This is a genomic window from Streptomyces cyaneus (genome assembly GCF_004028635.1).
In the GTDB taxonomy this organism is placed as follows: domain Bacteria; phylum Actinomycetota; class Actinomycetes; order Streptomycetales; family Streptomycetaceae; genus Streptomyces; species Streptomyces cyaneus.
In genome coordinates, this window is sequence record NZ_RQJW01000005.1 from 63,602 (window position 1) to 85,392 (window position 21,791).

Here is a 21,791-nt window from a genome sequence, read left to right on the forward strand (position 1 = left end):
GGCCGTCGCACTCGTGTGGGTGCGACGGCCTCCGTGTTGTGCGGGTCAGGTCAGTTCGACAGCTCGCCGTGCCGTACGGCCGTGACGAAGGACGCCCACGCGGTCGCCGGGAGGATCAGGGCGGGGCCGTGGGGGTTCTTGGAGTCTCGGACGGGGACGAGGGGGGCGGCAGTGAGGAAGTCGTCGGAGACCTCGATGCAGTTACCGCCGTCAGGGTTGCTGTAGCTGCTCTTGCGCCACGTCACGCCGTTCAGGTCGATGGATCGCACGGTGCTTCCTCCAGCATCTGCCCGATGAACTTCAGCGACTCGGCCGGGGACAACGCCAGGTCACGCATCGAATCGTACGCACGTTGCAGCCGGTCAACCTCCCTACTTTCCTGGACAAGTTCGCCGTGATACGCGGTCTCGGTGTAGGCCACGGTTCGACCGTCCTGCAGCTTGAGGAACATCACGTCAGTCCCGACCAAGCCGTGCAGACCGGAGCTTTGCGGTAGCACCTGGAGCGTGATGTTCGGGCGCTCGGCCACCTCCGCGAGATACTCAAGCTGCTCCCGCCAAGCCCCGGCGTCTCTCGGCGGTGTGCGCAGCGTCGCCTCGGCCAGGATGGCGCGAAACGGCGGGGCATCCTCACCCATCAGCAGCGCCCGACGGCCCAGCCGTGCGTCCACCTGTTTGGCGAGCTCCTCGCCCTTGATCCCGCCTGTCGTGAGCACCTCCTGCACGTACCCTGCCGTCTGAAGCAGACCCGGCAGGACACTCACGGAGAACTGCCACAAGCCCACCGCCTCGGCCTCCAGCAGCATGTACCTCCGGTACTGCTCCTTGAACTGCGTCGGGTCCCCCACCGCCAGCTCCCACAACGCCAGCAACAGCCCCGGCGTCCCGTAGAACTCGTCCAGCGCCTGGGCCACCTCAGGGCTCCCCAGCGTCTGGCCCCTCTCCAGCTTCCCCAGCGTCGACCAGTCCCAGCCCAGTTCATCGGCGAGCTCCCGCAAGGTGAGCCCTCTCCCCTCCCGCAGCCGCCGCACCTCCTCCGCGTACCTCAATCGCGGCTCATGGCTCCGGCTCGTCACTGTCCGTCGCTGCGGCACCCTGTCTCCCCCTCCGCCGGGTTGTGGAATTTGTGGAATTTGGAGTGCCGAACGTGGAACTAGCGCGTCTCAGCAGCCTTTTCGCGTCCCCGGCACGGCATGCTCGTACCTGCACCACCTGAACACGCAGCGTAATCCAGCGAATGCGTGCAGCACAGGCGTTCCTCGGAAGCGAACCTCAAGGAGTGAGCCATGACGGCCACGTCTCTCCCCCGCGTCCCCCGACTCCCCCGCCGCACGCGCCCGAACCGCTCGTCCGTCACCTGGACGCCGCCCGGCGGCTGGGCGCGGCCTACGCCCACCGTGCTGCGCGCGATGGAGTCGGCGCTCGAGCGGTGGTCCGCGTGACCGCGCGCACGGCATGGGTGGCGGCGCCCCCGCCGCCGCCCGCCTGTGACGTGTGCGGGGCGTTACTGGCCCAGCGGGACGCGGCGAGAGAGGCGGGCCGGACCGCCGAAGCAGGCGCCTGCGAACGGGAGTTGCGGGAGCACTGGAGCGTCGGACGGGGGTGCGCGCCGTGACCCAGCCGCCGCCGTACCCCTCGTTCGACGTGAGCCGCTCACCGGTCCCCGTGGACGGCTGCGAGCCCTGCCGGAAACTCGCGGCACGACGGGCCGCGGCACGCAAGGCGTACGACCACAGCGCGGTGGCCGACGCGAACGTGCTGATGCGGACGCATCTACGGGTGGACCACGGCAGGTGAGGAGGCGGCGGCGCCTCGGCCGGCGTGCAAGCGCGGCACGTCGGCCGAGGCGGTGGGTGCTGGGCGCTGGGCACTGGGCGCTGGGGCTAACGCAGGCGACGCCCAGGCATGAAGGTGAACACCGCTCCCCCCAGGAGCAGTGCCGTCCCCGCCACCAGAGCGAGGGCCTTCAGCGAGCCGTGGTCCTCGGCGCCCGTCGCCGCCAGGCCGCCGTCCGTCGACGAACCGCCCGCCGAACCGCCGGTCGAGCTGCCCGCCGAGCCGCCGCCGGACGCGCCGCTCGCCTGCTCGGTCGTGTCCAGCGTCAAGGACACCTCCGTCTTGGCCGGCGTGCAGGTCGTCGTCGTACCCAGGGCCTCGATGGTCAGGACTCCCGGGGAGAGTGTCGACTCGCCGCTCGCGCCCGGCTTGTACGTGCCCGTCAGGTCCGGGATCTCGATCGGCTCGCCCGACTTGATGTCCTCGGAGTTGGTCGGGCCCTCGACATGGACCGTGCCCTTGTCGGAGCCGCCCAGGACGACCTCCATGGACGGCTTGACCGAGTCCTTGGGGATGTCGGCGGGGCTGTCCATCACCGACTTCTTGAACTGGACCGTCAGGTCGAAGCTGCCGCCGTCCTTCTTGGCGTTGATCTGGACCGGCGAGGTCGCTTCCTTGTCGCCGATGGGCGTCTTGCACTTGTACGGGACCTGGACCTCCTTGCCGGTGAAGTCGGTCTGGCCGCCGTCACCGCCCCCGCCACCGGTGCTCGAACCGCCGGTGTCCCCGCCCGTCTCGCTCTCACTCGGCGTGGGGCTGGAGGGGCTCGATGACCCCGTAGGCAGACCTGTCGGCAGGTCCGTCGGCACACTGGTGGGCAGCGTCGGCACGACCGTCGGCAACCCTCCCGTCGTACCGCCCGAACTCCCGCCCCCGTCCGTCACCTTGATGGTCGCAGCCGACTTCACCGTCTCCTTCGGCGTGCACTTGGTGTCCGTGGAGATCGGCTTGTTGACGTTGATGTTGTACGCGTCCGGCGTCAGGGTCACCTCGCCCGGCGCCGTCAGCTTCAGCTTGCCCTTCATGTCGGACAGCTTCATGTCGCTGTTCTTGGGGATCGGCGGGTTCTGCCGCGGCCCCTCCATGGCGATGGCGGCCGTCTGCGCACCGGCCGCCTTCAGCGTCCCCGTCGGCTGGACCGTGTCCTGCCCGAGGTCGAGGATGTTCGGGTTCTTCGACGCCGCCTGGACGAACTTCCAGACGATCTCCACCTCGTCGCCGACCTTCGCCTCCGCGGGCGCGGTGATCTCCACCTTGGTCGTGCCCTGGACCGGCGGCAGCCCGGAGATGGCGGGCGGGATGCACTCGGTCGCGTACGACACCTCGGCGGCCTGAGCGGGCGCGGCGGACACGCCGAGCAGGATGCCCGCGCCGCCGAGCATCAGGGCGACGCCCGCCGCGCCACCTCTTCTCGGGCTTGCCGGTGTGACTCTCCTTCGCTTGCTCACGGGGGTCCCTTCCTGGTCGGAGCCGCAGGACCCGTAGGACTCGTACGACTCGTCGGGCTGTCGTCGTCGTGCGGTGCGGAGAGCCGACCGGCCGTGCCCGGGTCGTTGTCCGGGGTGAACCACGGCAGGGTCGAGGGGGCGGAAGAGGCGTGCATCGCCTCTTCGCGGGGCTTCAACCCCGGGATGCGCAGGGCGACTTCAGGCAGGCGGAAGCCGCGGCGGCGGGCGCTCTGCCGCGGCCGTACCCGGTCCACCACCGCCATCCCGACGCGGAACAACGCCGCCGGTACGACCAGACAGACCAGGACCCAGAACAGCGTCACGCCCCAGGGCCGGCCCACGCCCCAGGGCTGTTCGGCCATCACCTTGCCGCCGTACTTCAGGGAGACGGTGTAGCCGCCGTGCGCCCCGGCGGCGAGCTCCACCGGCAGCTCGATCCGCGCCTTCCTGCCGGGCTCGATCGTGCCGCGCCACTGCTGCTCCTCCCACTGGGGGGCGAACACGCCATGGGAGGTGCCGACCTGGAAGACCGGGTTCTTCACGGCGGAGGTGCCCACATTGCCGACGGTGAAGACGAGCGTCCGCGCCGGCGGTGCGCCGAACCACGTCAGCAGGCCGCCGGCGCCCTCCAGCCGGGTGTCCGTGAGCACCGACAGGCGCCCGCCCGTCGGCTCCGCGGGCAGCGGCTCGACGGCGTGCCCAGCCACCTGGAAGATCGCGTCGGCCTCGGCCTTCGCCCCGGTGGCGGTCGCCACGTGCACCACGCACGGACACGGCACGGGCGGCTCGGCCACCGGCAGCTTCCGGCTGAAGCGCCCCTCGGCATCCGTCGTCACGGCCCTGCCGTCCGCGTTGGCACAGGAGTTGGTGCCACCGGTCACGCCGGTCGACGGCACGGACTGGCCGCAGATCAGGATCATCAGCAACGTGCGCGGCCGCCAGCCACTGCCGGTCACGGTGATCGAACCGCCCGTCCCCGCCTGGGACTTGGACAGCTTCACGGTGGGCGGCCCGTCCGCCGCCGAAACGCTCACGGCCGCCGCCGGCGACAGCAGCGCCAGCACGGCCAGCAACGCCGCGATCCGCACCCTGGCGTTCACGTCCCCGCTCCCGTCAACTCGGTTGGCCGCAGTGCCCGTTCGGCCCTGTCCCGTTCGGCCCTGTCCCGTTCGGCTCCGTCCCGTTCGGCTTCGTCCCGTTCGGCTTCGTCCCGTTCGGCTTCGTCCCGTTCGCCGTCGTACGGCTTACGGCGCCTTCGATGCCGTACGGCGAACAAGGCGCCCGCGGTCGCCAGTGCCCCCGCGACGCCCGCCACCCCGCCCCACGGCACGAACCTCACCGATGTCTGAGCCGTGTCGCTCGCGCCGCCCGCCGCCGTCACCGTCAGCCGTACGTCGACCGCGTCGAGCGCGGGCCGGTCGGGCCACGGCTCGGTGAGCTCGGTGCGGCTGCCCGGGGGCAGATCGACGGGGAGCGGGCGCGGGGCACGGTCGAGGAGGCGGCCGAGGACACCGTCGGCGCGCACCGCGAGCGTCGGGGCGAGGGCGGTCGTACCCCGGTTGACCAGCTCGTATGTGATGCCCTCGGCGCGCACCGCGACATGCTCGACGGTGAGCGCGGACAGTTCGGGGCCGGTGACACGGAGGCGGAGCGGGACGGTCTGCGTGCGGCCGTCGGTGTCGCGGGCGATGATCCCGGCGGAGCGGTCACCGGGGGCCGTGCCCGCCCCGACGGTCACCGTGAACGGGACCTCGGCGCGGGTGCGGGCCGGTATCCGTACCCGGCTCTCGGCGAAGGCGATCGGGACGCCGGTGCCGTGCAGCCGTACGGTGACCGGTTCGCGGCCCGGGTTCGTCAAGGACACCGTGTCCTGCAGCAAGGCCCCCGCCTCACCCTCGGCGTAGAAGGACGGCCGCCCGCCGCCGGAGGGCGCGACGGACCAGCCCTCGGCGGCGGTCGCCGTGGGGGCGGCGGCGACCAGCAGAGCCAGCAGGGACAGGCACAGGACACGGGCAGCTGACGACATCGGCGGCTCCAGCGGTGTGGGACGAGAACGGTCAGCGGCGCACCGCCGCCTGCCCCCTCCGCGTCAGCCACAGCGCGCCGGCCGCGCCCGCAAGCAGGACCGTGCCGCCGAGGGTGCCCAGGGCGATCGCCGAGTCCTCGGGGCCGGTCTGCGGGAGTTCGGAGCCGGAGCCTCCCTGACCGGTGCCGCTTCCCGCGCCGGCCGCCGCCGTCACGTCGAGGGTCAGTGACGGTCCGGGGCTGTTGGTGGGCGTGCACGTGGTCGTCGTGCCGAGGGCCTTGATGGTGAGCACGGCCGCCGTGAACGTGACCTTGCCGGTCTTCTTCGGGGTGTACGTGCCCGTCAAGTCATTGATCTTGATGGGGGTGTTGGCGGGAATCTTCTCCTGGTTGGCCGGGCCGGTCACCGACATGGTGCCGCTGTCGGCGCCGCCCAGCTTGATGGTGGCGCTCGGGCTCATCGCACCCTTGCCCAGCTCGACCGGGCTGGACGAGACGCCCTTCTGCCACGACATGGTGATCTTGTAGCCGCTGCCGCTCTTGACGCCCTTGATGTCGATGGGCGAGACGGCGCTCTTGTCGCCGATCGGCGTCTTGCAGGCGTAGTTGACGTCGACGACCTCGGCCCGGGCAGCGGGGGCGGCCATCAACACCGCCGAGCCGGCCAGGGCCGCGGCGGTCGCGAGCGCGGCGGTTCGCTTCTGCTTCGACACGATCCCCTCATTCCTGACGGCACATCAGATCGGCCGTCAAGGTACGCCCGGGGCCCTGAGGAAGGAAGACACGGCGCACGCCGGAGTTGTGACGATCCGGCGTGCGCGTGAGGGGGGTCGGGTGGAGAGGGTGACCCTCGGTAACCCAGGGTCAGGCCGGGCGCAGCACCTCGGGCATCCCCCAGCGCCGCAGAACCTCCGGCACGACCACCGTCCCGTCCGCCCGCTGGTACTGCTCCAGGATCGCGGGCAGCAGCCGGCTGGTGGCCAGGCCCGAGGCGTTGAGGGTGTGGAGGTGGGTCGCCTTGCCGCCGGCGGCCGGACGGTAGCGGATGCCGCCGCGCCGGGCCTGGTAGGCGCGGGCGTTCGACACCGAGCTGACCTCGGCGTATGCGCCCAGGCTGGGCAGCCAGACCTCCACGTCGTAGGTCTTGGCCTGCGCGGGGCTGGTGTCCCCGGCGGCGAGCTTGGTGACCCGGTAGTGCAGGCCGAGCCCCGCGACCAACTCCTCTGCCCGCGCGAGTAGTTCGAGGTGCGCGGCGTCCGAGTCCTGCGGCCGGGCGAACTGGAACAGCTCGACCTTGTTGAACTGGTGGCCCCGCAGCGTCCCGCGGTCCGCCGTGCGGTGGCTGCCGCTCTCCCTGCGGTAACAGGGCGTGTAGGCGACGTACTTGCGCGGCAGCTCGCGTTCGTCGAGCGTCTCGCCGCGATGGAGGTTGACCAGGGCGGTCTCGGCGGTGGGCAGCAGGAAGTGCTCGTCCACGCGGAAGACCTCGTCGGCGAACTTGGGGAACTGCCCGGCCGTGTACCCGGCCTCGTACGTCAGCAGGTGCGGCGGCAGCACGAACTCGTACCCGGCGCGGCGGTGTGCGTCGAGGAAGTGGTTGAGCAACGCCCACTCCAGGGCGGCGCCCTGGCCACGGTAGATCCAGTAGCCGTTGCCTGCGAGGGCCGCGCCCCGCTTGTAGTCGACCAGACCGAGGTCCTGGGCGAGCTCCACGTGGTCCCTGGCCGGGAAGTCGAAGGCGGGTGCGTCCCCCACGACCCGTACGACCTCGTTGCTCTCCTTGCCACCCGCCACGACGTCGTCGTCCGGGAGGTTGGGCAGAGCGTCGAGGAACTCCTGGTGCCTGCGGGCCAGTTCGGCGAGACGAGCCTCCGCCTCAGCGAGTTCGCCGGTCAGGGTCTTGGCGGCGGCCTGGAGTTCGTCGACCTGGGTCCGGGCGGTGGCCTGGGGTTCGTCGGCCTGGGGCCCGGGGGCGGCCCGGAGCTGGTCGACCTCATTCCCGGCGGCGGCCTGCGGTTCGCCGGCCTGAGCCCCGGCGGCGGCCCGGGGTTCGTCGGCCTGGGGCCCGGCGGCGGCCCGGAGCTGGTCGACCTCATTCCCGGCGGCGGCCTGCGGCTCGCCGGCCTGAGCCCCGGCGGCGGCCCGGGGTTCGTCGGCCTGAGCCCCGGCGGCGGCCCGGAGCTGGTCGACCTCATTCCCGGCGGCGGCCTGCGGCTCGCCGGCCTGAGCCCCGGCGGTGGCCCGGGGTTCGTCGGCCTGGGGCCCGGCGGTGGCCTGTGGCTCGTCGGTCGCGGGGTGCTCCCGGCGTCGTGCGGCGATCTCCGCCGAGATCCGTCGTCGCTCGCCGCGCAGCCGCTCCACGGCCGTGCGGGCCTCGCGGAAGGCGGTGTCGAGGGTGAGGAAGGCCGGGATGTCGGCGTCCACGGCGCGTTTGCGCAGGGCCTCGCGGACCTGGTCGGGGTGGTTTCGGATGAGGGTGACGTCGAGCATGGTGCGCGCTCCGTCCGGTCGGCCGGGGCGCACGGTCCGCCCCGGGGTGATCCCTCGGGGCGTGGGCGAGAGGGTGCTCGCGGTGCCACCACGCCTTCACCGCCGTACACCACCTGCGTGGCCGTACGACGGACTCGTTCGGGCCCGATGACGGGGGCCGGCCGGCGGGGCATTTCCTCCCCGCACTCGGGAGGGGATTCACGCCGGGTGCGCGAGGCCGCCTTCACAGCAGGTGGCGGCTCTCTCGGCTCGCGGGGCCCGGGCTACTCGTCTCCGTCAGCGCGTTGCAGACGAGCGTAAGGGGCACCTTCGACCGGCGGAAACGAATTACGCCGGTGCTCCCAGCTCCGCCCACACCGTCTTGCCCGCGACCCCCGGCGTCCGTACGACCCCCCAGTCCAGGCACAGCCGCTGCACGATGAACATGCCGTGGCCGCCGGGGCGGCCCGCGCGGTGCGGGGTACGCGGGGCCGGCTGGCCCGTGCCCTTGTCGGAGACCTCGATACGGATCACCTTGTTGTCGCAGGCGATCCACATCTCGTCCGGCCCCTCGGCGTGCAGACAGGCGTTGGTGACCAGCTCGGAGACGACGAGCAGTACGTCCTCGGCGGCGGCCCGCTGGTCGGCGGTGGCGGCGGGCAGCCAGCCCCACGCGTACAGGGCCTGGCGGGCGAAGTCGCGGGCGAGCGGAACGACCCCGCTCTGCCCCTCGAAGCCCAGCCGACGGACCTGACGCGCCACCGACGCCTCGGCGGCCGAGACGGCCCCCTCGGGCCCCTCGCCCCCCAAGGGCCTCTCGGCTCTCTCGGGCGGCAGGGACGGCACGGCGCCCCCGTCGGACGCTCCGGCCACCGGGGCGCCCTGCTCGGCGCCGCCCGTCGCCGGTACGCCCCCCTTGGCCGCCCCGGAAGCGCCGCTGGGCTCGGGGCCGCGGTCGCCCGGCGAGAAAGGCCGGGTGGTGCTCATCAGCGCTTCACCTCACCGATTCACCAGTTCAACGTTCACACGATTCACAAGTCTGTACGCAGAGTCAGTACGCCAGTACACGTCCTTGCCTGATACCTCGGTCACAGTCCCCCACCCCCGGTGGCCGACCTCACAGCCGACAGTTTCAGGATGCTCCTGCCCGACCGCGCCGAGGGAACACCCCCGGATTCGGCACGAATGATGTGACGTCCGATGCGGTGCCGGACGCGAGTGCTCAATCCGGCCCGTCGGCCTCGTCGGCCAGGGCGTCGGCGAGCGAGTCGTGGACCGTGAAGACCGCTTCGGCCCCTGTGATCTCGAACACGCGCGCAACGACGGGCAGCATGCCCGCGAGATGCACCCCGCCACCGGCGGCCTCCGCCTTCAGCCGCGCCCCGAGCAGCACGTTCAGCCCCGTGGAGTCACAGAACTCCAGCCGCGAGCAGTCGACGACCAGCCGACTGAAGCCCTTGCCGAGGCAGTCCTCGAGTGGCTCACGCAACAAATCGGCGGTGTGGTGGTCCAACTCACCCGCCGGGGTCACGACGGCACTGGAGCCCTCTTCCCGCACCTCGACCAGAAGTCGGCCAGACTGTGCGCTGCCGACCGTCCCGCGGTCCATGCCGTCTCTCACTCCCGACGTCGTGGCTGCTGACTGACGCTCTCGAACACTACGCCTTCCCTACGCCCTCCAACACCCGAACATCCACCCAGAAACGGACATTTCGGAACAGAGCGCACTTGCGGTGGGCTCCCGAAAGCGGGTAGGGCTAGTAGAGACACGTAACCGACTCGGCCGGCTTTGGAGGCGCCGCACACCGCAGTGCACGCACAGGCTTCGGCAGCCATATGCCGAGAACGATGGAGGACATCATGTCACCCCGGCTCGACGCATCGCATACCCAGACGGCGACGTCGGCACCCCGACCGGAACATCTGGATCCCATCGAGCGCAGCAGCGACGTTCGTTCCGAACAGGACTTGGGCCAGGACTTCGGTCAGGAGTTCGGCCAGGACGACGCACTCGCCGGGCTTCCGGACATCCCCCCTTACGACGAGGTGGGGCCGGTGGACGCGCGGGCCCTTTCCAAGACCCTCTTCGAGCGGCTGGAGTCGCTGGAGGAAGGGACCCACGACTACTCGTACGTCCGCAACACGCTCGTCGAACTCAACCTCGCCCTGGTCAAGTTCGCCGCCTCCCGCTTCCGCTCGCGCAGCGAGCCGATGGAGGACATCATCCAGGTCGGCACCATCGGCCTGATCAAGGCGATCGACCGCTTCGAGCTCAGCCGTGGCGTGGAGTTCCCCACCTTCGCGATGCCGACCATCGTCGGCGAGATCAAGCGCTTCTTCCGCGACACCTCGTGGTCGGTGCGCGTCCCGCGCCGGCTGCAGGAACTCCGGCTCGACCTGGCCAAGGCCGGCGACGAGTTGGCCCAGAAGCTGGACCGCGCCCCGACGGTGGCGGAACTGGCGGAGCGCCTCGGTCTGACCAACGACGAGGTCGTCGAGGGCATGGCGGCGTCGAACGCGTACACCGCCTCCTCGCTGGACGCCCAGCCCGAGGAGGACGACGCCGAGGGCGCGCTCGCCGACCGGATCGGCTACGAGGACCACGGCATCGAAGGCATCGAGTACGTCGAGTCGTTGAAGCCGCTCATCGCCGAACTGCCGCCCAGAGACCGGAAGATCCTCTCCTTGCGGTTCGTCGCGGGCATGACCCAGTCGGAGATCGGCGACGAACTCGGCATCTCACAGATGCATGTGTCGAGGCTGTTGTCGCGGACGCTGATCCGGCTCCGCAAGGGACTGACGGTCGAGGAATGACCGCGGGAGCGATGCCTCCCTCGCGCTGACGTGCACTGTGCCCGGTGCCCCGCCGAATTGGTCGGCCGGGCACCGGGCACAGTGCTTTCGCCCTGCTCACCGGCAGGGCTCGCTTGCGGTTGCCGCGGCTCACGGAGTGGTTCAGAGTCGTGCCAGAAGGCGCGGAAGCCGGTCCTGGCTGGGTGAGGTAAGTGCGGATGGTGAGGGCGGATGGTGAATCGTCGACGCCTGATGGCCGCCTTGGCCATGTCTGTCCTGTGCGCCGCCTCCGCGTGCAGCACCGGGTCCACGGCCGAGAGCCCTTCGTCGCCTGCCGGCCGCACGGCTGCGTCATCGGTGACGTATGCGAGCAAGGCATTCGCCGTGCCGTTCACCGTCGCCGTCCCGGCCTCACTCGGGCCGCGCCCCGCATCGGACACCCGGACATTTCTGACCTGGGTGAAGTCCGACAGCGACGAGGTCAGTTTCCTGCTGCCGACGGCCGTGTACCGGCCCGAGCACCCCAACCGGCAGAAGCCGCCCGGAAGCTACGAGAAGTACCTGGCCTTCCTGCGTGAGCAGGTCGAGTATCACGCCAAGTGGCGGGACGAGGTCGAAACGACCGTCGACGGCCGGCCCGCGACCCTGCTGACCGGAACCACCGACTGGCCGCTCGACGGCATACTCGGTTGCCCCGCGGAGGCCGAGGACGTGGTCGACTGTTACGGGCTCCAGCCCGACCTGGCACTGCGGGTGGCCGTCGTCGACGTGGCCGGAAAGGTGCTGGTGGCCTGGAGCACCGTGAACCTCGAGAACGTGAACCGCGACAAGGAGCGGGGCACGTCGGCCGACTTCGCCCGCTTCGAAGGGATGCTCCGCAGCCTCAGGTTCGCGCCGCCGTCCTGACCGAGCCGTCCGAAGCCGTCCGAAGCCTTCCGATCACGGTTACCCACAGAAACCCTTTCCCCAGAACTCGCCTTCCTCCACTATGAGCCGTCATACCCGCCGGTAAGTCAGGTCCCGGACGGGTCGCAAGGCTGCAAGGAGGCAGGCGGATGGCTCGGGCCGACGACGGCAGGGACTCTGACCCAGGGGCGCACGCGGGCGCCTCCGACGCACGCCTCACCGAGCTGCTGCGCGCCGACACGGTCACCGCGTACCCGGCGCTCCAGGAACTCCGCGCCCGCCATCACGCACCCGTCCTCGCCTACGCCCGCCTGTGCACCCCGAACGACTCCACGGCACGGCAGTTGGCGGCCCAGGCGTTCGCGCTCGCGGCCCGCCAGACGGCACGCGGCGTCGACCCGGGCCTGCCCTGGCGGCATCAACTCCTGCTCCTGACCGCCGGGTTGACCCGCACATGGGCCATGGACGAGCGGGCGGCGGGCCTCGACGCGAGCCTGCTGCTCGTCCTGAACACAGCCGGCCCCTCCGGCCCGGTCCCGCCCATGCTCACGGCGTTCCAGTCGCTCCCGTCCCGCACGCAGGGCCTGATCTGGTACGGGGTCGTGGAGCGCGAGCCCGTGGAACGCACCGCCGGGCTCCTCGGCCTCACCCGCGCGGACGTCACGTACGGCACCGCCCCCGCGCTCCAGCAGCTGGCCCGCGCCTGCCTGCGCACCCGTCTCGCCGCCTCCGACGATCCCGACTGCCCCGACTTCGGCCGTCTCATCGAGGAGTCGGTACGTCCGGACAGCCCGCGCGACAGCGCCGACCTGCACGCCCACATGGCGCGCTGCCCGCACTGCACGACGGCCTACGAGGAACTGTCGGCGCTCCGGGACACTCCACGCACGGTGTTGGCGGAGGGGCTGTTGCCATGGGGCGGGACGGCGTATGCGGCGGGCGACGCGGGAGAGGGGAAGGCCGCCGGCCTTGCTGGCGGGCGCGCAGGCGGCCGTGCTGCGGAGGGGAGGTGGGCGCAGGGGGCCTGGCCGTGGGATCGCCGTCGGTTCGTACTGGTGTCGGCGGCGCTCGGGGTGGCCCTGCTGCCGCTGGTGGCGTTCCTGGTGGCGCAGGGCGGTTCGTCGTCGCAGGCGCCGGTGGGCTCGGTCGGGACGCCGGTGAGTGTGCCGCCGGTGGCGGTTACGGTGACGGCCACCGTGTCACCGACGCCGACACCGACACCGTCGAAGTCATCACCCTCGCCCTCACCGTCCCCGTCGCGGGCGTCCAAGTCTCCTTCCCCCACGAGGAGTTCCACGCCGACCAAGAAGGCGCGCCCGAAGCCGTCGCCCTCCCCCACACACCCGCCGGACGGCACGTACGCCCAGGTCGTGAACGTCGGCTCCGGGCTGTGCCTGGACGTCGGCGGGGCCTTCTTCAACGGGACCGACGTGATCACGGCTCCTTGCACCTCTTCCCGCACGCAGCGCTGGCGGGTCGACTCGGCTCGCGGTCTGCTGCAGTCGGCGGCCGATCCCGACTTCTGCCTGGACAGCCGAGGTTCGACGGACCGCGGGGTCGGGATCTGGACCTGCGACTCCGTCTACGGCCGCAACGGGCAGAACCTGATGTTCATGGTGGACGGCGACGGACTGATCCGCCCGGCCATCGCCTTCGAGACGGCGGTGACGCCTGAAGGCGGCGCCGGGGGGAGGCTGTCGCTGGAGCCGGTTGGTGGGGGTGTGGGGCAGCGGTGGCGGGCGGGGGCGGCGTAAGCCAACCCGGTAAGGCACCAACACGCGTCCGCGGGGATCACCTTCCTACCCGAATGCCCTTCTGCCACACCCCGCTGACCAGCGGAACGCCCGGCCGATAGGCCAGGTGCACATGGCTCGGTGCGTCGAGGAGGAGTAGGTCGGCGCGGGCGCCCGGGGTGAGGCGGCCGATGTCGTCGCGGCGGAGGGCTGCCGAGCCGCCCGCAGTGGCCGACCAGACCGCCTCGTCCGGGGTCATTCCCATGTCCCGTACCGCGAGCGCGATGCAGAAGGGCACGGAGGAGGTGAAGGACGAGCCCGGGTTGCAGTCGGTGGAGAGGGCGACGGTGACGCCCGCGTCGAGGAGGCGGCGGGCGTTCGGCCACTGGGCGCGGGTGGAGAACTCGGCGCCGGGGAGGAGGGTGGCGACGGTGTTGCCGCTCGCGAGGGCGTCCACGTCCGCGTCGGTGAGGTGGGTGCAGTGGTCGGCGCTGGCGGCGTCGAGTTCGACGGCCAGCTGGACGCCGGGGCCGTAGGTGAGCTGGTTGGCGTGGACGCGGGGGTGCAGGCCCTTGGCCTTGCCGGCGGTGAGGATCGCGCGGGCCTGGTCGCCGTCGAAGGCGCCCTTCTCGCAGAAGACGTCGATCCAACGGGCGTACGGGGCGCAGGCGTCGAGCATCTCACCGGTGACGAGGGCGACGTACGACGCCGGGTCCTCTGCGTAGTCCGGCGAGACGATGTGGGCGCCGAGGTAGGTGACCTCGTCGGTGTGGGCGGCGGCGATGCGCAGCGCCCGGGCCTCGTCCTCGACCGTCAGGCCGTAGCCGGACTTGGTCTCGAAGGTAGTGGTGCCCTGGTGCAGCGCCTCACGGAGGTAACGGGTGAGGTTGGCCTCGAGTTCCTCGTCGCTCGCGGCGCGGGTGGCGGCGACAGTCGTGCGGATGCCGCCCGCGCTGTAGGCCCGGCCTGACATGCGGGCGTTGAACTCCTGCGTCCGGTCGCCCGCGAAGACGAGGTGGGAGTGGGAGTCGACGAAGCCCGGGATGACCGCCCGGCCGCCTGCGTCGACCCGATTGTCAGTGGCGGGTGCTTTGCTTTGATCACCGGTCCACATGACGCGGTCGCCTTCGATGACGACGGCCGCGTCCTGGACCAGTCCGAGGGGGGAACCGTCACCGAGGGAGGGGTCGTTGGTGACCAGGGCGGCGATGTTGGTGATGAGCGTGCTTGCGGTGCTCGCGGAGTGGGCGGGGCTGACGGTCGTCGCGTTGCTCATGGCGTCCTTGGTGGCCTGGTCGGCGGTGGGTTCGGGGGCGGGGGCCCAGGCGGGCCGCGCGGGTGAGGGGGCCGGGGTCAGCCGCGCAGGGCTTCGACGGCGTCCGCGAGAGCTTTCGGCACATCCGGTACGAGGGTGTGGACCCCGTCCCGCACGACGTGCCGACCGCCCACGACCGTATGCGACACGTCTGCTGCCGACGCAGCGAATACGGCCGTCTCGGCCCCGAGCCGCGGAAGCGGCCCTGCCGTCCTGACCGAGTCGAGCGCGATCGTCGTGAGGTCGGCGCGTACGCCGGGCTCGATGGTGCCCACGTCGTCCCAGCCGAGAGCCGCGTGGCCGTCGGCCGAGGCCGCCCGCAAGAGGGCCGCCGCCGTCCAGTGACCTCGGGTGCGGGTGCGCAGGCGCTCGTTCAGCTCCATCGCGCGCGCCTCTTCGAGCAGGTCGATGACGGCGTGGCTGTCGGAGCCGAGGGAGAGCGGGGAGCCCTCGTTCTGCAGGGCGACGGCCGGCCCGATGCCGTCCGCGAGGTCCCGTTCGGTGGTCGGGCACATACAGGTGCCGGTGCCGCTGCCACCGATGAGGGAGATGTCCTCAGCGGTGAGGTGGGTGTTGTGGACGCCGGTGGTGCGCGGGCCGAGCACACCGTGCAGGGCGAGGAGCTGGGTGGGCGTGCAGCCGTGGACTTCCAGGCACGCCTCGTTCTCGGCGGTCTGCTCGGACAGGTGCACATGAAGCGGGGCCCGCCGCTCCTCGGCCCACCGCGCCACGGTCGCCAACTGGTCGGCGGGCACGGCCCGTACGGAGTGGATCGCCGCCCCGATCCGTGCGTGATCCTGGTCCTTGAGAACTGAACAGCGTTCGGCCCAGGCCTCGGCGTTCCCGTCGGAGAAGCGGAGCTGGTGGCTGTTGGGCGGCTGACCGAAGCCGGAGGAGAGATAGGCGGTGTCGAGGAGGGTGATACGGATGCCGGCGTCGGCGGCGGCCGCGACGAGGGCCTCGCCCATCGCGTTCGGGTCGGCGTACCGGGTGCCGCCCGGGGCGTGGTGGAGGTAGTGGAACTCACCGACGGCCGTGATGCCCGCCAGCGCCATCTCGGCGTACACGGCGCGGGCGAGGGCGTGGTAGGTCTCCGGGGTCAGCCGGTCGGCGAACGAGTACATGACCTCGCGCCAGGTCCAGAAGGTGCCGGAGCCGACCTGGACGGTGCCGCGCAGGGCGCGGTGGAAGGCGTGCGAGTGGGCGTTGGCCAGGCCGGGGAGCGTGAGCCCGCGGAGGATCTCGGCGCCGGGGGGCGGGGTTTCCTCGCCGGTACGGACGGCGGTGATGCGGCCGTCCGCGCCCGCGGCGGAGCCGCTCATGGACACGGTCACGGCCACGCCCGGCTCGACGTGGGTGTCGAGCCAGGCGTGTTCCAGCCAGTACGTACGGGTCTGCTGGGTGGGCGTCACGTGCAGGCCAGTCCTTCCAGTACGTCGGCGAGGGCGATGACTCCGGCCACACAGTCGTCCTCGGCTGCGAACTCGGCCGGGGAGTGCGAGACGCCCGTGGGGTTGCGTACGAACAGCATGGCGGTCGGGATGCTCCCGGAGAGGATTCCGGCGTCGTGTCCGGCACCGGTACCCAGGACGGGGACGGTGAGGTCGGTGTCCTTGCCCAGGATGCGGCCGAGTTCGTCGCGCAGGGCGTGGTCGAACTCGACGACGGGCGTGAAGGACTCACGGACGATGTCGAGGTCGATGCCGTGGGCCTCCGCGTACTGACGGGCCGCCTTCTCGATGCCGCCGACGACGGCGTCGAGGCTCGCCTGGTCCTCGGCCCGGGAGTCGAGCCAGCCGCGCACCAGGGAGGGGATGGCGTTGACGCCGTTGGGCTCGACAGCGATCTTGCCGAAGGTGGCGACGGCACCGGCGAGTTCGGCCTCCCGGCGGGCGGCGAGCACGGTCTCGGCGTACGACAGCATGGGGTCGCGCCGGTCCACGAGGCGTGTGGTCCCCGCGTGATTGGCCTCGCCCCGGAAGTCGAACCGCCACCGGCCGTGCGGCCAGATGGCGCTGGCGATGCCGACCCGGTCGCCGGACAGGTCCAGGGCCCGCCCCTGCTCGACATGCAGCTCGACGAAGGCACCGATGCGGGCGAGCCGCTCCGGGTCGGCGCCGATGGTGTCGGGGTCGTACCCGGCGGCCTCCATCGCTCGGGGCAGGCTGACCCCGTCCCCGTCGGTCAGCTTGTGGGCGCTGTCGACGGTGAGCTGCCCGGCGGCGAGCCGTGACCCGACACAGGCGAGCCCGAACCGGGCGCCCTCTTCATCGCCGAAGTTGACGATGGCGAGGGGCTTGGCGAAGTCGACCCCCCTGCCGCGCAGTTCATCGAGAGCGGCGAAGGACGACACCACCCCGAGCGGCCCGTCGAAGGCGCCTCCGTCCGGCACGGAGTCGAGATGCGACCCGGTGACGACGGCGCCCCCGGCGGCGGGATCCCCGAGCCAGGCCCACTGGTTCCCGTTCCGGTCGACCTCGTAGGCGAGCCCGCGAGCTTCGGCCTGCTCCTTGAACCAGGCCCGGCAGTCGAGGTCGGCGCCGGTCCAGGCGAAGCGGCGGTAGCCGCCGGAGGCGGAGCTGCGGCCGATCGGCAGCAACTCCGCCCACATGCTGTGAAAGGTCACGCGTCGTCACCTTCGCGCATCGGGACGCGGACACCGCGCTCGTCGGCGACCGACTCCGCGATGTCGTAGCCCGCGTCCACGTGCCGGATGACGCCCATGCCGGGGTCGTTGGTGAGCACCCGGCGGATCTTCTCCCCGCCCAGCTTCGTGCCGTCGGCCACCGTCACCTGGCCGGCGTGGATCGACCGCCCCATGCCGACGCCACCCCCGTGGTGGAGGGAGACCCAGGAGGCACCCGAAGCCACGTTCACCATGGCGTTCAGCAGCGGCCAGTCGGCGATCGCGTCGGAGCCGTCGAGCATGGACTCGGTCTCGCGGTAGGGAGAGGCCACCGAACCGCAGTCCAGGTGGTCGCGCCCGATCGCCAGCGGCGCGGCCAGCTCGCCGCTCGCCACCATGTCGTTGAACCGCTCGCCCGCCTTGTCCCGCTCCCCGTAGCCGAGCCAGCAGATGCGCGCGGGCAGGCCCTGGAAGTGCACCCGCTCCCCCGCCATCTTGATCCAGCGGGCCAGGGACTCGTTCTCCGGGAACAGCTCCAGGATCGCCTTGTCGGTCTTGGCGATGTCGGCGGGGTCGCCGGAGAGGGCGGCCCAGCGGAAGGGGCCCTTGCCCTCGCAGAAGAGGGGGCGGATGTAGGCGGGGACGAAGCCGGGGAAGGCGAACGCCCGCTCGTAACCGGCGAGTTGGGCTTCGCCCCGGATCGAGTTGCCGTAGTCGAAGACCTCGGCACCGGCGTCCATGAAGCCGACCATGGCCTCGACGTGCTGGGCCATCGACTCGCGGGCCTTGGTGGTGAAGCCCGCCGGGTCCTTGGCGGCGGCGTCCGCCATGTCCTCGAAGTCGACGCCCAGCGGCAGGTACGCGAGCGGGTCGTGCGCCGAGGTCTGGTCGGTGACGATGTCGATGGGGGCGCCCATGGCGAGGAGCTGCGGGAGCAGTTCCGCCGCGTTGCCGAGAACGCCGATGGAGAGGGGGCGGCGGGCGTCACGGGCCTCTACGGCCAGCTGCAACGCGTGGTCGAGCGAGTCGGCCTTCACGTCCAGGTACCGGTGCTCGATACGCCGCTCGATGGCGCGCGGGTCGCAGTCGATACAGATCGCGACACCGTCGTTCATGGTCACGGCGAGCGGCTGGGCGCCGCCCATGCCGCCGAGGCCGGCGGTGAGGGTGATCGTCCCGGCGAGGGTGCCGTCGAACTTCTTCGCGGCGACGGCGGCGAAGGTCTCGTAGGTGCCCTGGAGGATGCCCTGGGTGCCGATGTAGATCCAGGAGCCGGCGGTCATCTGGCCGTACATGGTGAGGCCGAGGGCCTCCAGGCGGCGGAACTCCTCCCAGTTGGCCCAGTCGCCGACGAGGTTGGAGTTGGCGATGAGGACGCGGGGGGCCCACTCGTGGGTCTGCATGACGCCGACGGGGCGACCGGACTGGACGAGCATGGTCTCGTCCTGCTTCAGCGTCCTCAGCGTGCGCACCATCGCGTCGAAGGAGCGCCAGTCGCGGGCCGCCTTGCCGGTGCCGCCGTAGACGACGAGCTTGTCGGGGTGCTCGGCGACCTCGGGGTCGAGGTTGTTCTGCAGCATCCGCAGGGCGGCTTCCTGCTGCCATCCCAGGGCACTCAGTTCCGTACCGCGCGGCGCTCGGACGGGGCGGGGTCCTGACATGGTCTGCCTCCCAGCGGACTGTGACTGCGAACTGTTGAGGTTGGTATTCACATCCTGACTGTCTGAATAGAGCTAGTCAATACGTTCGCGGGCCAGCGCTCGCGCGTCACGGATGTTTGGCTGGATGTATGGGCTCGGACAACGACATGACGGGGGATGTTGTGGACAGCGGAGTGGGCAACGGTTTCGAGATACCGGCGTATGACGCCGACCGGGTGACCCGGCGGGACGAGGCGGTGCGGGCCGCCGTGGAGCAGGGGCTGCTGGGGCCCGGCTCCCCCATCGTCGGCCTGCTCGATGTCACCGGCATCCGGGAGTCGGCGGCGGCGCTGCGGGCGGCGTTCGACGCGGTGGTGGCGCCGGGCACGCCCGTGCTGCACGCCTTCGCGGTGAAGGCGACCCCGCTGGTGCCGGTGCTGCGGCTGCTGCGCGAGGAGGGCATCGGCGCGGAGGTGGCGAGCCCGGGTGAGCTGGCGTTGGCGCGGGCGGCGGGGCTGCGCCCGGAGATGACGGTGCTGGACTCGCCCGCCAAGACGCCGGCCGAGCTGCGGGAGGCGCTGGCGCTGGGCATCGCCGTCAACGCGGACAATCCGCAGGAGCTGGACCGCATCGACGGCCTGGTGCGGTCGGCCGCCAGCCGCTCCCCGCTGGGGATCCGGGTGAATCCGCAGGTCGGCGGGGGCTCCATCGAGGCGACGTCCACGGCCACGGCGACCTCGAAGTTCGGGGTGGCGCTACGCGACGAGGGGGCGCGGGAGTGGGTCGTACGGGCGTACCAGGACCGTCCATGGCTGACGCGGCTGCACGCGCACACCGGGTCACAGGGCATCCCGCTGGCGCTGATGGCCCAAGGGGTCGCCCAGACGTACGCGCTCGCGGAGGAGATCAACCGGCGGATCGGGCGGCGGCAGATCGACACGCTCGACATCGGCGGCGGGCTGCCGGTGAACTTCGCCTCGGACGCGACGACACCGACGTACGCGCAGTACGCGCGGCTGCTGAACGAGGCGGTGCCGGGGCTGTTCGACGGGCGGTACGGGCTGGTCACGGAGTTCGGTCGGTCACTGCTCGCCAAGCACGGGACGGTCGTGGCGCGGGTCGAGTACGCCAAGAGTGCGGGCGGGCGGCCGGTGGCGGTCACGCATGCGGGCGTGCAGGTCGCGACGCGGACGGTGTACGCGCCGGGGAGCTGGCCGCTGAGGATCTCCGCGTACGACGGCAAGGGGTGCCCGAAGGAGGGTCCGGCCGTGGTGCAGGACGTGGCCGGGCCGGCCTGCTTCTCGGGCGACCTGCTGGCCGAGGGGTGCGCGTTGCCGTTGCTGGAGCAAGGGGACTACGCGGCGGCGGTGGACACGGGGGCGTACTACTTCGCACATCACTACGCCTACAACTCCCTCGCCCGGCCCGGCGTTTACGGCTTCGCTCCGGACGAGGCGGGGGGCATCGCCTTCGCGACCGTGCGCGAGCCGCAGTCGCTCGACGAGATCGTGGCCGAATCCGGAGGGGCGCACGCGACATCGCTCACCACCCTGCCCGCGCCGAAGCGCCGTTGATGCACGCCGACGAGGAGCAGTACGCCGTTATGTGATCAACTGGAGTGAAAACAGGGACAGTTGACCCACCTTAGTCACTCGGCGCATGTTCCACTGGAAAATGCCCGAACGCTCACTCGCCGCACACACGTTGCGTAGTTTGGCCATCACTCAGCCGAACCCCAGGCGGGAGGGGAGCGACGGTGCCCGGAATCGACGAGTGCTTGCTGGAGACGATGCGGCTGCCCGGTGCACGGGGCGCCGCGCTGGTCGACTGGACCAGCGGGCTGGCCCTGGGCACCGTGGGCGATCCTCCGGGAGGTGACCACGAGACGGCGGCCGCCGAGGCGGCGGAGCTGGCGCGGCTGGCCGCCGAGCAGCACGCGTTCGGGCCGGGCGAGGGCGCCGACGCCGGGGATCCGCCCGTCGAGGACGTGATCCTCAGCAACCGGGACAGCTACCACGTACTGCGGTTCGTGCCGACGACCTTCGACAGCAGCGTGTTCCTGTACCTGTGGCTGGCCCGCGCGGACGGCAACCTCGCGCTGGCCCGTATCCGGCTGGGCGAGATGGCCGAGCGGCTGGTGCTGGGATGACCGTGGTCGGAACCACGCCGCCTCCGCGGCTGCCGGTCCGGGACCGGACGACCGCACACCAGCGGGCCGGGGGCGGTGTCTCGCCGATGCTGACCCGGCTCGCGGAGGAGCGGGCCACCGGCGTCCTGGACCGCGAGCACGGCACGCTGCATCTCGTCGAGGGGCGGGTGGTGCACGCCGAGAGCCCTCTCGCCCCCGGCCTCGGCATGCTCCTCACGCTGCACGGCACCCTCGACGCCGAGACCTGGCAGGACGCCGAGGGCAGCGCCGACGAGGGGCGGCTGCTGCGGCACGGTGTCACGCCGGGGGCGCTGGAGCTGGCGCAGGCGAGCGCCCTGTACGACGCCGCGTACTTCGCCCTCGCCCCCAGCAGTACGCCCGGCCGCTTCCGCTACGGCACCGCCCACTGGCTCGCCTCCGTGCACCCCGTGCCGGTCGCCGCCCTGGAGCGCGAGACGCTGCGCCGCCGCGCCCTGCTGCGCCGCATCTGGCCCGACCCGGCGACCGACGCCGCACCCCTGATCCGGGCCGACCCGGTCGCGGCCCCGGCGGTCCCGCCGAGGCAGGCCGCCGTGCTCGCCCGGGTGGACGGCGTACGGCGGGCCGCCGACATCGCGCGGGAGCTGGGCAGACCGGCGTTCCACACGCTGGTGCACCTACGGCGGCTGGCCGCCGCGGGGCTCGTGTCCCCGCAGCCGCCGCCCGCCGCCGAGGACCACCCGCCCGACGACGCCGCCGCCGATCCCTACGTCGCGCTGCTGAAGAGGGTCAGGGATGCGCTGGAGGCCCTTTGACCGCAAATCGTTCGAGGACCGTGAGCCGGACGGGGTGCCTCGCCCGCCGCAGCGGTCC

General features: G+C 71.7%; 21 protein-coding genes. 8 read left to right on the forward strand and 13 right to left on the reverse strand.

The annotated features are described in order from the left end of the window. Positions 1–50: 50 nt before the first annotated feature. Both EHO50_RS18825 and EHO50_RS18830 read right to left on the reverse strand, forming a co-directional pair. Positions 51–269 (reverse strand): DUF397 domain-containing protein, encoded by a 219-nt coding sequence (locus tag EHO50_RS18825; RefSeq protein ID WP_128431347.1) that lies wholly within the window; start codon positions 267–269, stop codon positions 51–53. Further along, a complete protein-coding gene (locus tag EHO50_RS18830) occupies positions 251–1,093 on the reverse strand; it encodes a helix-turn-helix domain-containing protein (RefSeq protein ID WP_128431348.1) in 843 nt (280 codons plus the stop codon). Before EHO50_RS18830 ends, EHO50_RS18825 begins: the two co-directional genes overlap by 19 nt. A 192-nt stretch (positions 1,094–1,285) precedes the next feature. Between EHO50_RS18830 and EHO50_RS44050 the strand changes: the two genes are divergently transcribed. Together EHO50_RS44050 and EHO50_RS18835 are read left to right on the forward strand one after the other, a co-directional pair. After that, a complete protein-coding gene (locus EHO50_RS44050; protein ID WP_164904879.1) occupies positions 1,286–1,441 on the forward strand; it encodes a hypothetical protein in 156 nt (51 codons plus the stop codon). A 169-nt stretch (positions 1,442–1,610) separates the two neighbouring features. Next, on the forward strand, positions 1,611–1,796 hold the full coding sequence (locus EHO50_RS18835) for a hypothetical protein (protein ID WP_128431349.1): 186 nt from the start codon (positions 1,611–1,613) through the stop codon (positions 1,794–1,796). An 86-nt stretch (positions 1,797–1,882) separates the two neighbouring features. Here the strand turns inward: EHO50_RS18835 and EHO50_RS18840 are convergent, their stop codons facing one another. The 7 genes from EHO50_RS18840 to EHO50_RS18870 form a co-directional block, all read right to left on the reverse strand. Then, positions 1,883–3,217 (reverse strand): hypothetical protein, encoded by a 1,335-nt coding sequence (locus EHO50_RS18840; protein ID WP_128432446.1) that lies wholly within the window; start codon positions 3,215–3,217, stop codon positions 1,883–1,885. Between the two features lie 62 nt (positions 3,218–3,279). Continuing rightward, complete coding sequence (locus tag EHO50_RS18845; protein WP_128431350.1) at positions 3,280–4,383, reverse strand: hypothetical protein; 1,104 nt, start codon at positions 4,381–4,383, stop codon at positions 3,280–3,282. Then, the gene (locus EHO50_RS18850) at positions 4,380–5,309 is read right to left on the reverse strand and encodes a COG1470 family protein (RefSeq protein ID WP_246101235.1); all 930 of its coding nucleotides are present in this window, start codon (positions 5,307–5,309) and stop codon (positions 4,380–4,382) included. The genes EHO50_RS18845 and EHO50_RS18850 overlap by 4 nt, the downstream gene beginning before the upstream one ends. Positions 5,310–5,340: 31 nt before the next feature. Continuing rightward, entirely contained in the window at positions 5,341–6,021 is a 681-nt protein-coding gene (locus tag EHO50_RS18855; RefSeq protein WP_128431351.1) for an LPXTG cell wall anchor domain-containing protein, read from the reverse strand. 151 nt (positions 6,022–6,172) lie between these two features. After that, positions 6,173–7,798: a serine--tRNA ligase gene (gene serS / locus EHO50_RS45640; RefSeq protein WP_281288216.1), complete on the reverse strand. Its 1,626-nt coding sequence runs from the start codon at positions 7,796–7,798 to the stop codon at positions 6,173–6,175. 327 nt (positions 7,799–8,125) lie between these two features. Then, positions 8,126–8,764, reverse strand: a complete 639-nt coding sequence (locus tag EHO50_RS18865) for an ATP-binding protein (protein WP_128431352.1) — start codon at positions 8,762–8,764, stop codon at positions 8,126–8,128. Between the two features lie 235 nt (positions 8,765–8,999). After that, the gene (locus EHO50_RS18870) at positions 9,000–9,386 is read right to left on the reverse strand and encodes an STAS domain-containing protein (RefSeq protein ID WP_128431353.1); all 387 of its coding nucleotides are present in this window, start codon (positions 9,384–9,386) and stop codon (positions 9,000–9,002) included. A gap of 239 nt (positions 9,387–9,625) precedes the next feature. On the opposite strand from EHO50_RS18870, the gene EHO50_RS18875 reads away from it, so the two are divergent. The 3 genes from EHO50_RS18875 (at position 9,626) to EHO50_RS18885 (ending at position 13,230) form a co-directional block, all read left to right on the forward strand. Then, complete coding sequence (locus tag EHO50_RS18875) at positions 9,626–10,591, forward strand: RNA polymerase sigma factor SigF (RefSeq protein ID WP_164904880.1); 966 nt, start codon at positions 9,626–9,628, stop codon at positions 10,589–10,591. A 210-nt stretch (positions 10,592–10,801) separates the two neighbouring features. After that, the gene (locus EHO50_RS18880; RefSeq protein ID WP_128431355.1) at positions 10,802–11,476 is read left to right on the forward strand and encodes a hypothetical protein; all 675 of its coding nucleotides are present in this window, start codon (positions 10,802–10,804) and stop codon (positions 11,474–11,476) included. Between the two features lie 149 nt (positions 11,477–11,625). Next, complete coding sequence (locus EHO50_RS18885) at positions 11,626–13,230, forward strand: RICIN domain-containing protein (RefSeq protein WP_128431356.1); 1,605 nt, start codon at positions 11,626–11,628, stop codon at positions 13,228–13,230. A 37-nt stretch (positions 13,231–13,267) separates the two neighbouring features. Here the strand turns inward: EHO50_RS18885 and hutI are convergent, their stop codons facing one another. From hutI to hutU, 4 genes are read right to left on the reverse strand one after another with little or no spacing between them, the layout of a single operon-like run. Continuing rightward, on the reverse strand, positions 13,268–14,566 hold the full coding sequence (gene hutI / locus EHO50_RS18890; RefSeq protein ID WP_128432451.1) for an imidazolonepropionase: 1,299 nt from the start codon (positions 14,564–14,566) through the stop codon (positions 13,268–13,270). After that, complete coding sequence (locus EHO50_RS18895) at positions 14,563–15,936, reverse strand: formimidoylglutamate deiminase (RefSeq protein WP_128431357.1); 1,374 nt, start codon at positions 15,934–15,936, stop codon at positions 14,563–14,565. The genes hutI and EHO50_RS18895 overlap by 4 nt, the downstream gene beginning before the upstream one ends. Beyond that, positions 15,933–17,150: an allantoate amidohydrolase gene (locus EHO50_RS18900; RefSeq protein WP_246101238.1), complete on the reverse strand. Its 1,218-nt coding sequence runs from the start codon at positions 17,148–17,150 to the stop codon at positions 15,933–15,935. Before EHO50_RS18900 ends, EHO50_RS18895 begins: the two co-directional genes overlap by 4 nt. Then, the gene (gene hutU / locus EHO50_RS18905) at positions 17,147–18,811 is read right to left on the reverse strand and encodes a urocanate hydratase (RefSeq protein ID WP_128431358.1); all 1,665 of its coding nucleotides are present in this window, start codon (positions 18,809–18,811) and stop codon (positions 17,147–17,149) included. The genes EHO50_RS18900 and hutU overlap by 4 nt, the downstream gene beginning before the upstream one ends. A 146-nt stretch (positions 18,812–18,957) precedes the next feature. Between hutU and EHO50_RS18910 the strand changes: the two genes are divergently transcribed. The 3 genes from EHO50_RS18910 to EHO50_RS18920 all read left to right on the forward strand — a co-directional run bounded on the left by EHO50_RS18910 (position 18,958) and on the right by EHO50_RS18920 (position 21,733). After that, positions 18,958–20,364, forward strand: a complete 1,407-nt coding sequence (locus EHO50_RS18910; protein WP_425472217.1) for a type III PLP-dependent enzyme domain-containing protein — start codon at positions 18,958–18,960, stop codon at positions 20,362–20,364. 182 nt (positions 20,365–20,546) lie between these two features. After that, on the forward strand, positions 20,547–20,939 hold the full coding sequence (locus EHO50_RS18915) for a hypothetical protein (protein WP_128431359.1): 393 nt from the start codon (positions 20,547–20,549) through the stop codon (positions 20,937–20,939). Continuing rightward, positions 20,936–21,733, forward strand: a complete 798-nt coding sequence (locus tag EHO50_RS18920; RefSeq protein WP_128431360.1) for a transcriptional regulator — start codon at positions 20,936–20,938, stop codon at positions 21,731–21,733. The genes EHO50_RS18915 and EHO50_RS18920 overlap by 4 nt, the downstream gene beginning before the upstream one ends. Positions 21,734–21,791: the final 58 nt, after the last annotated feature.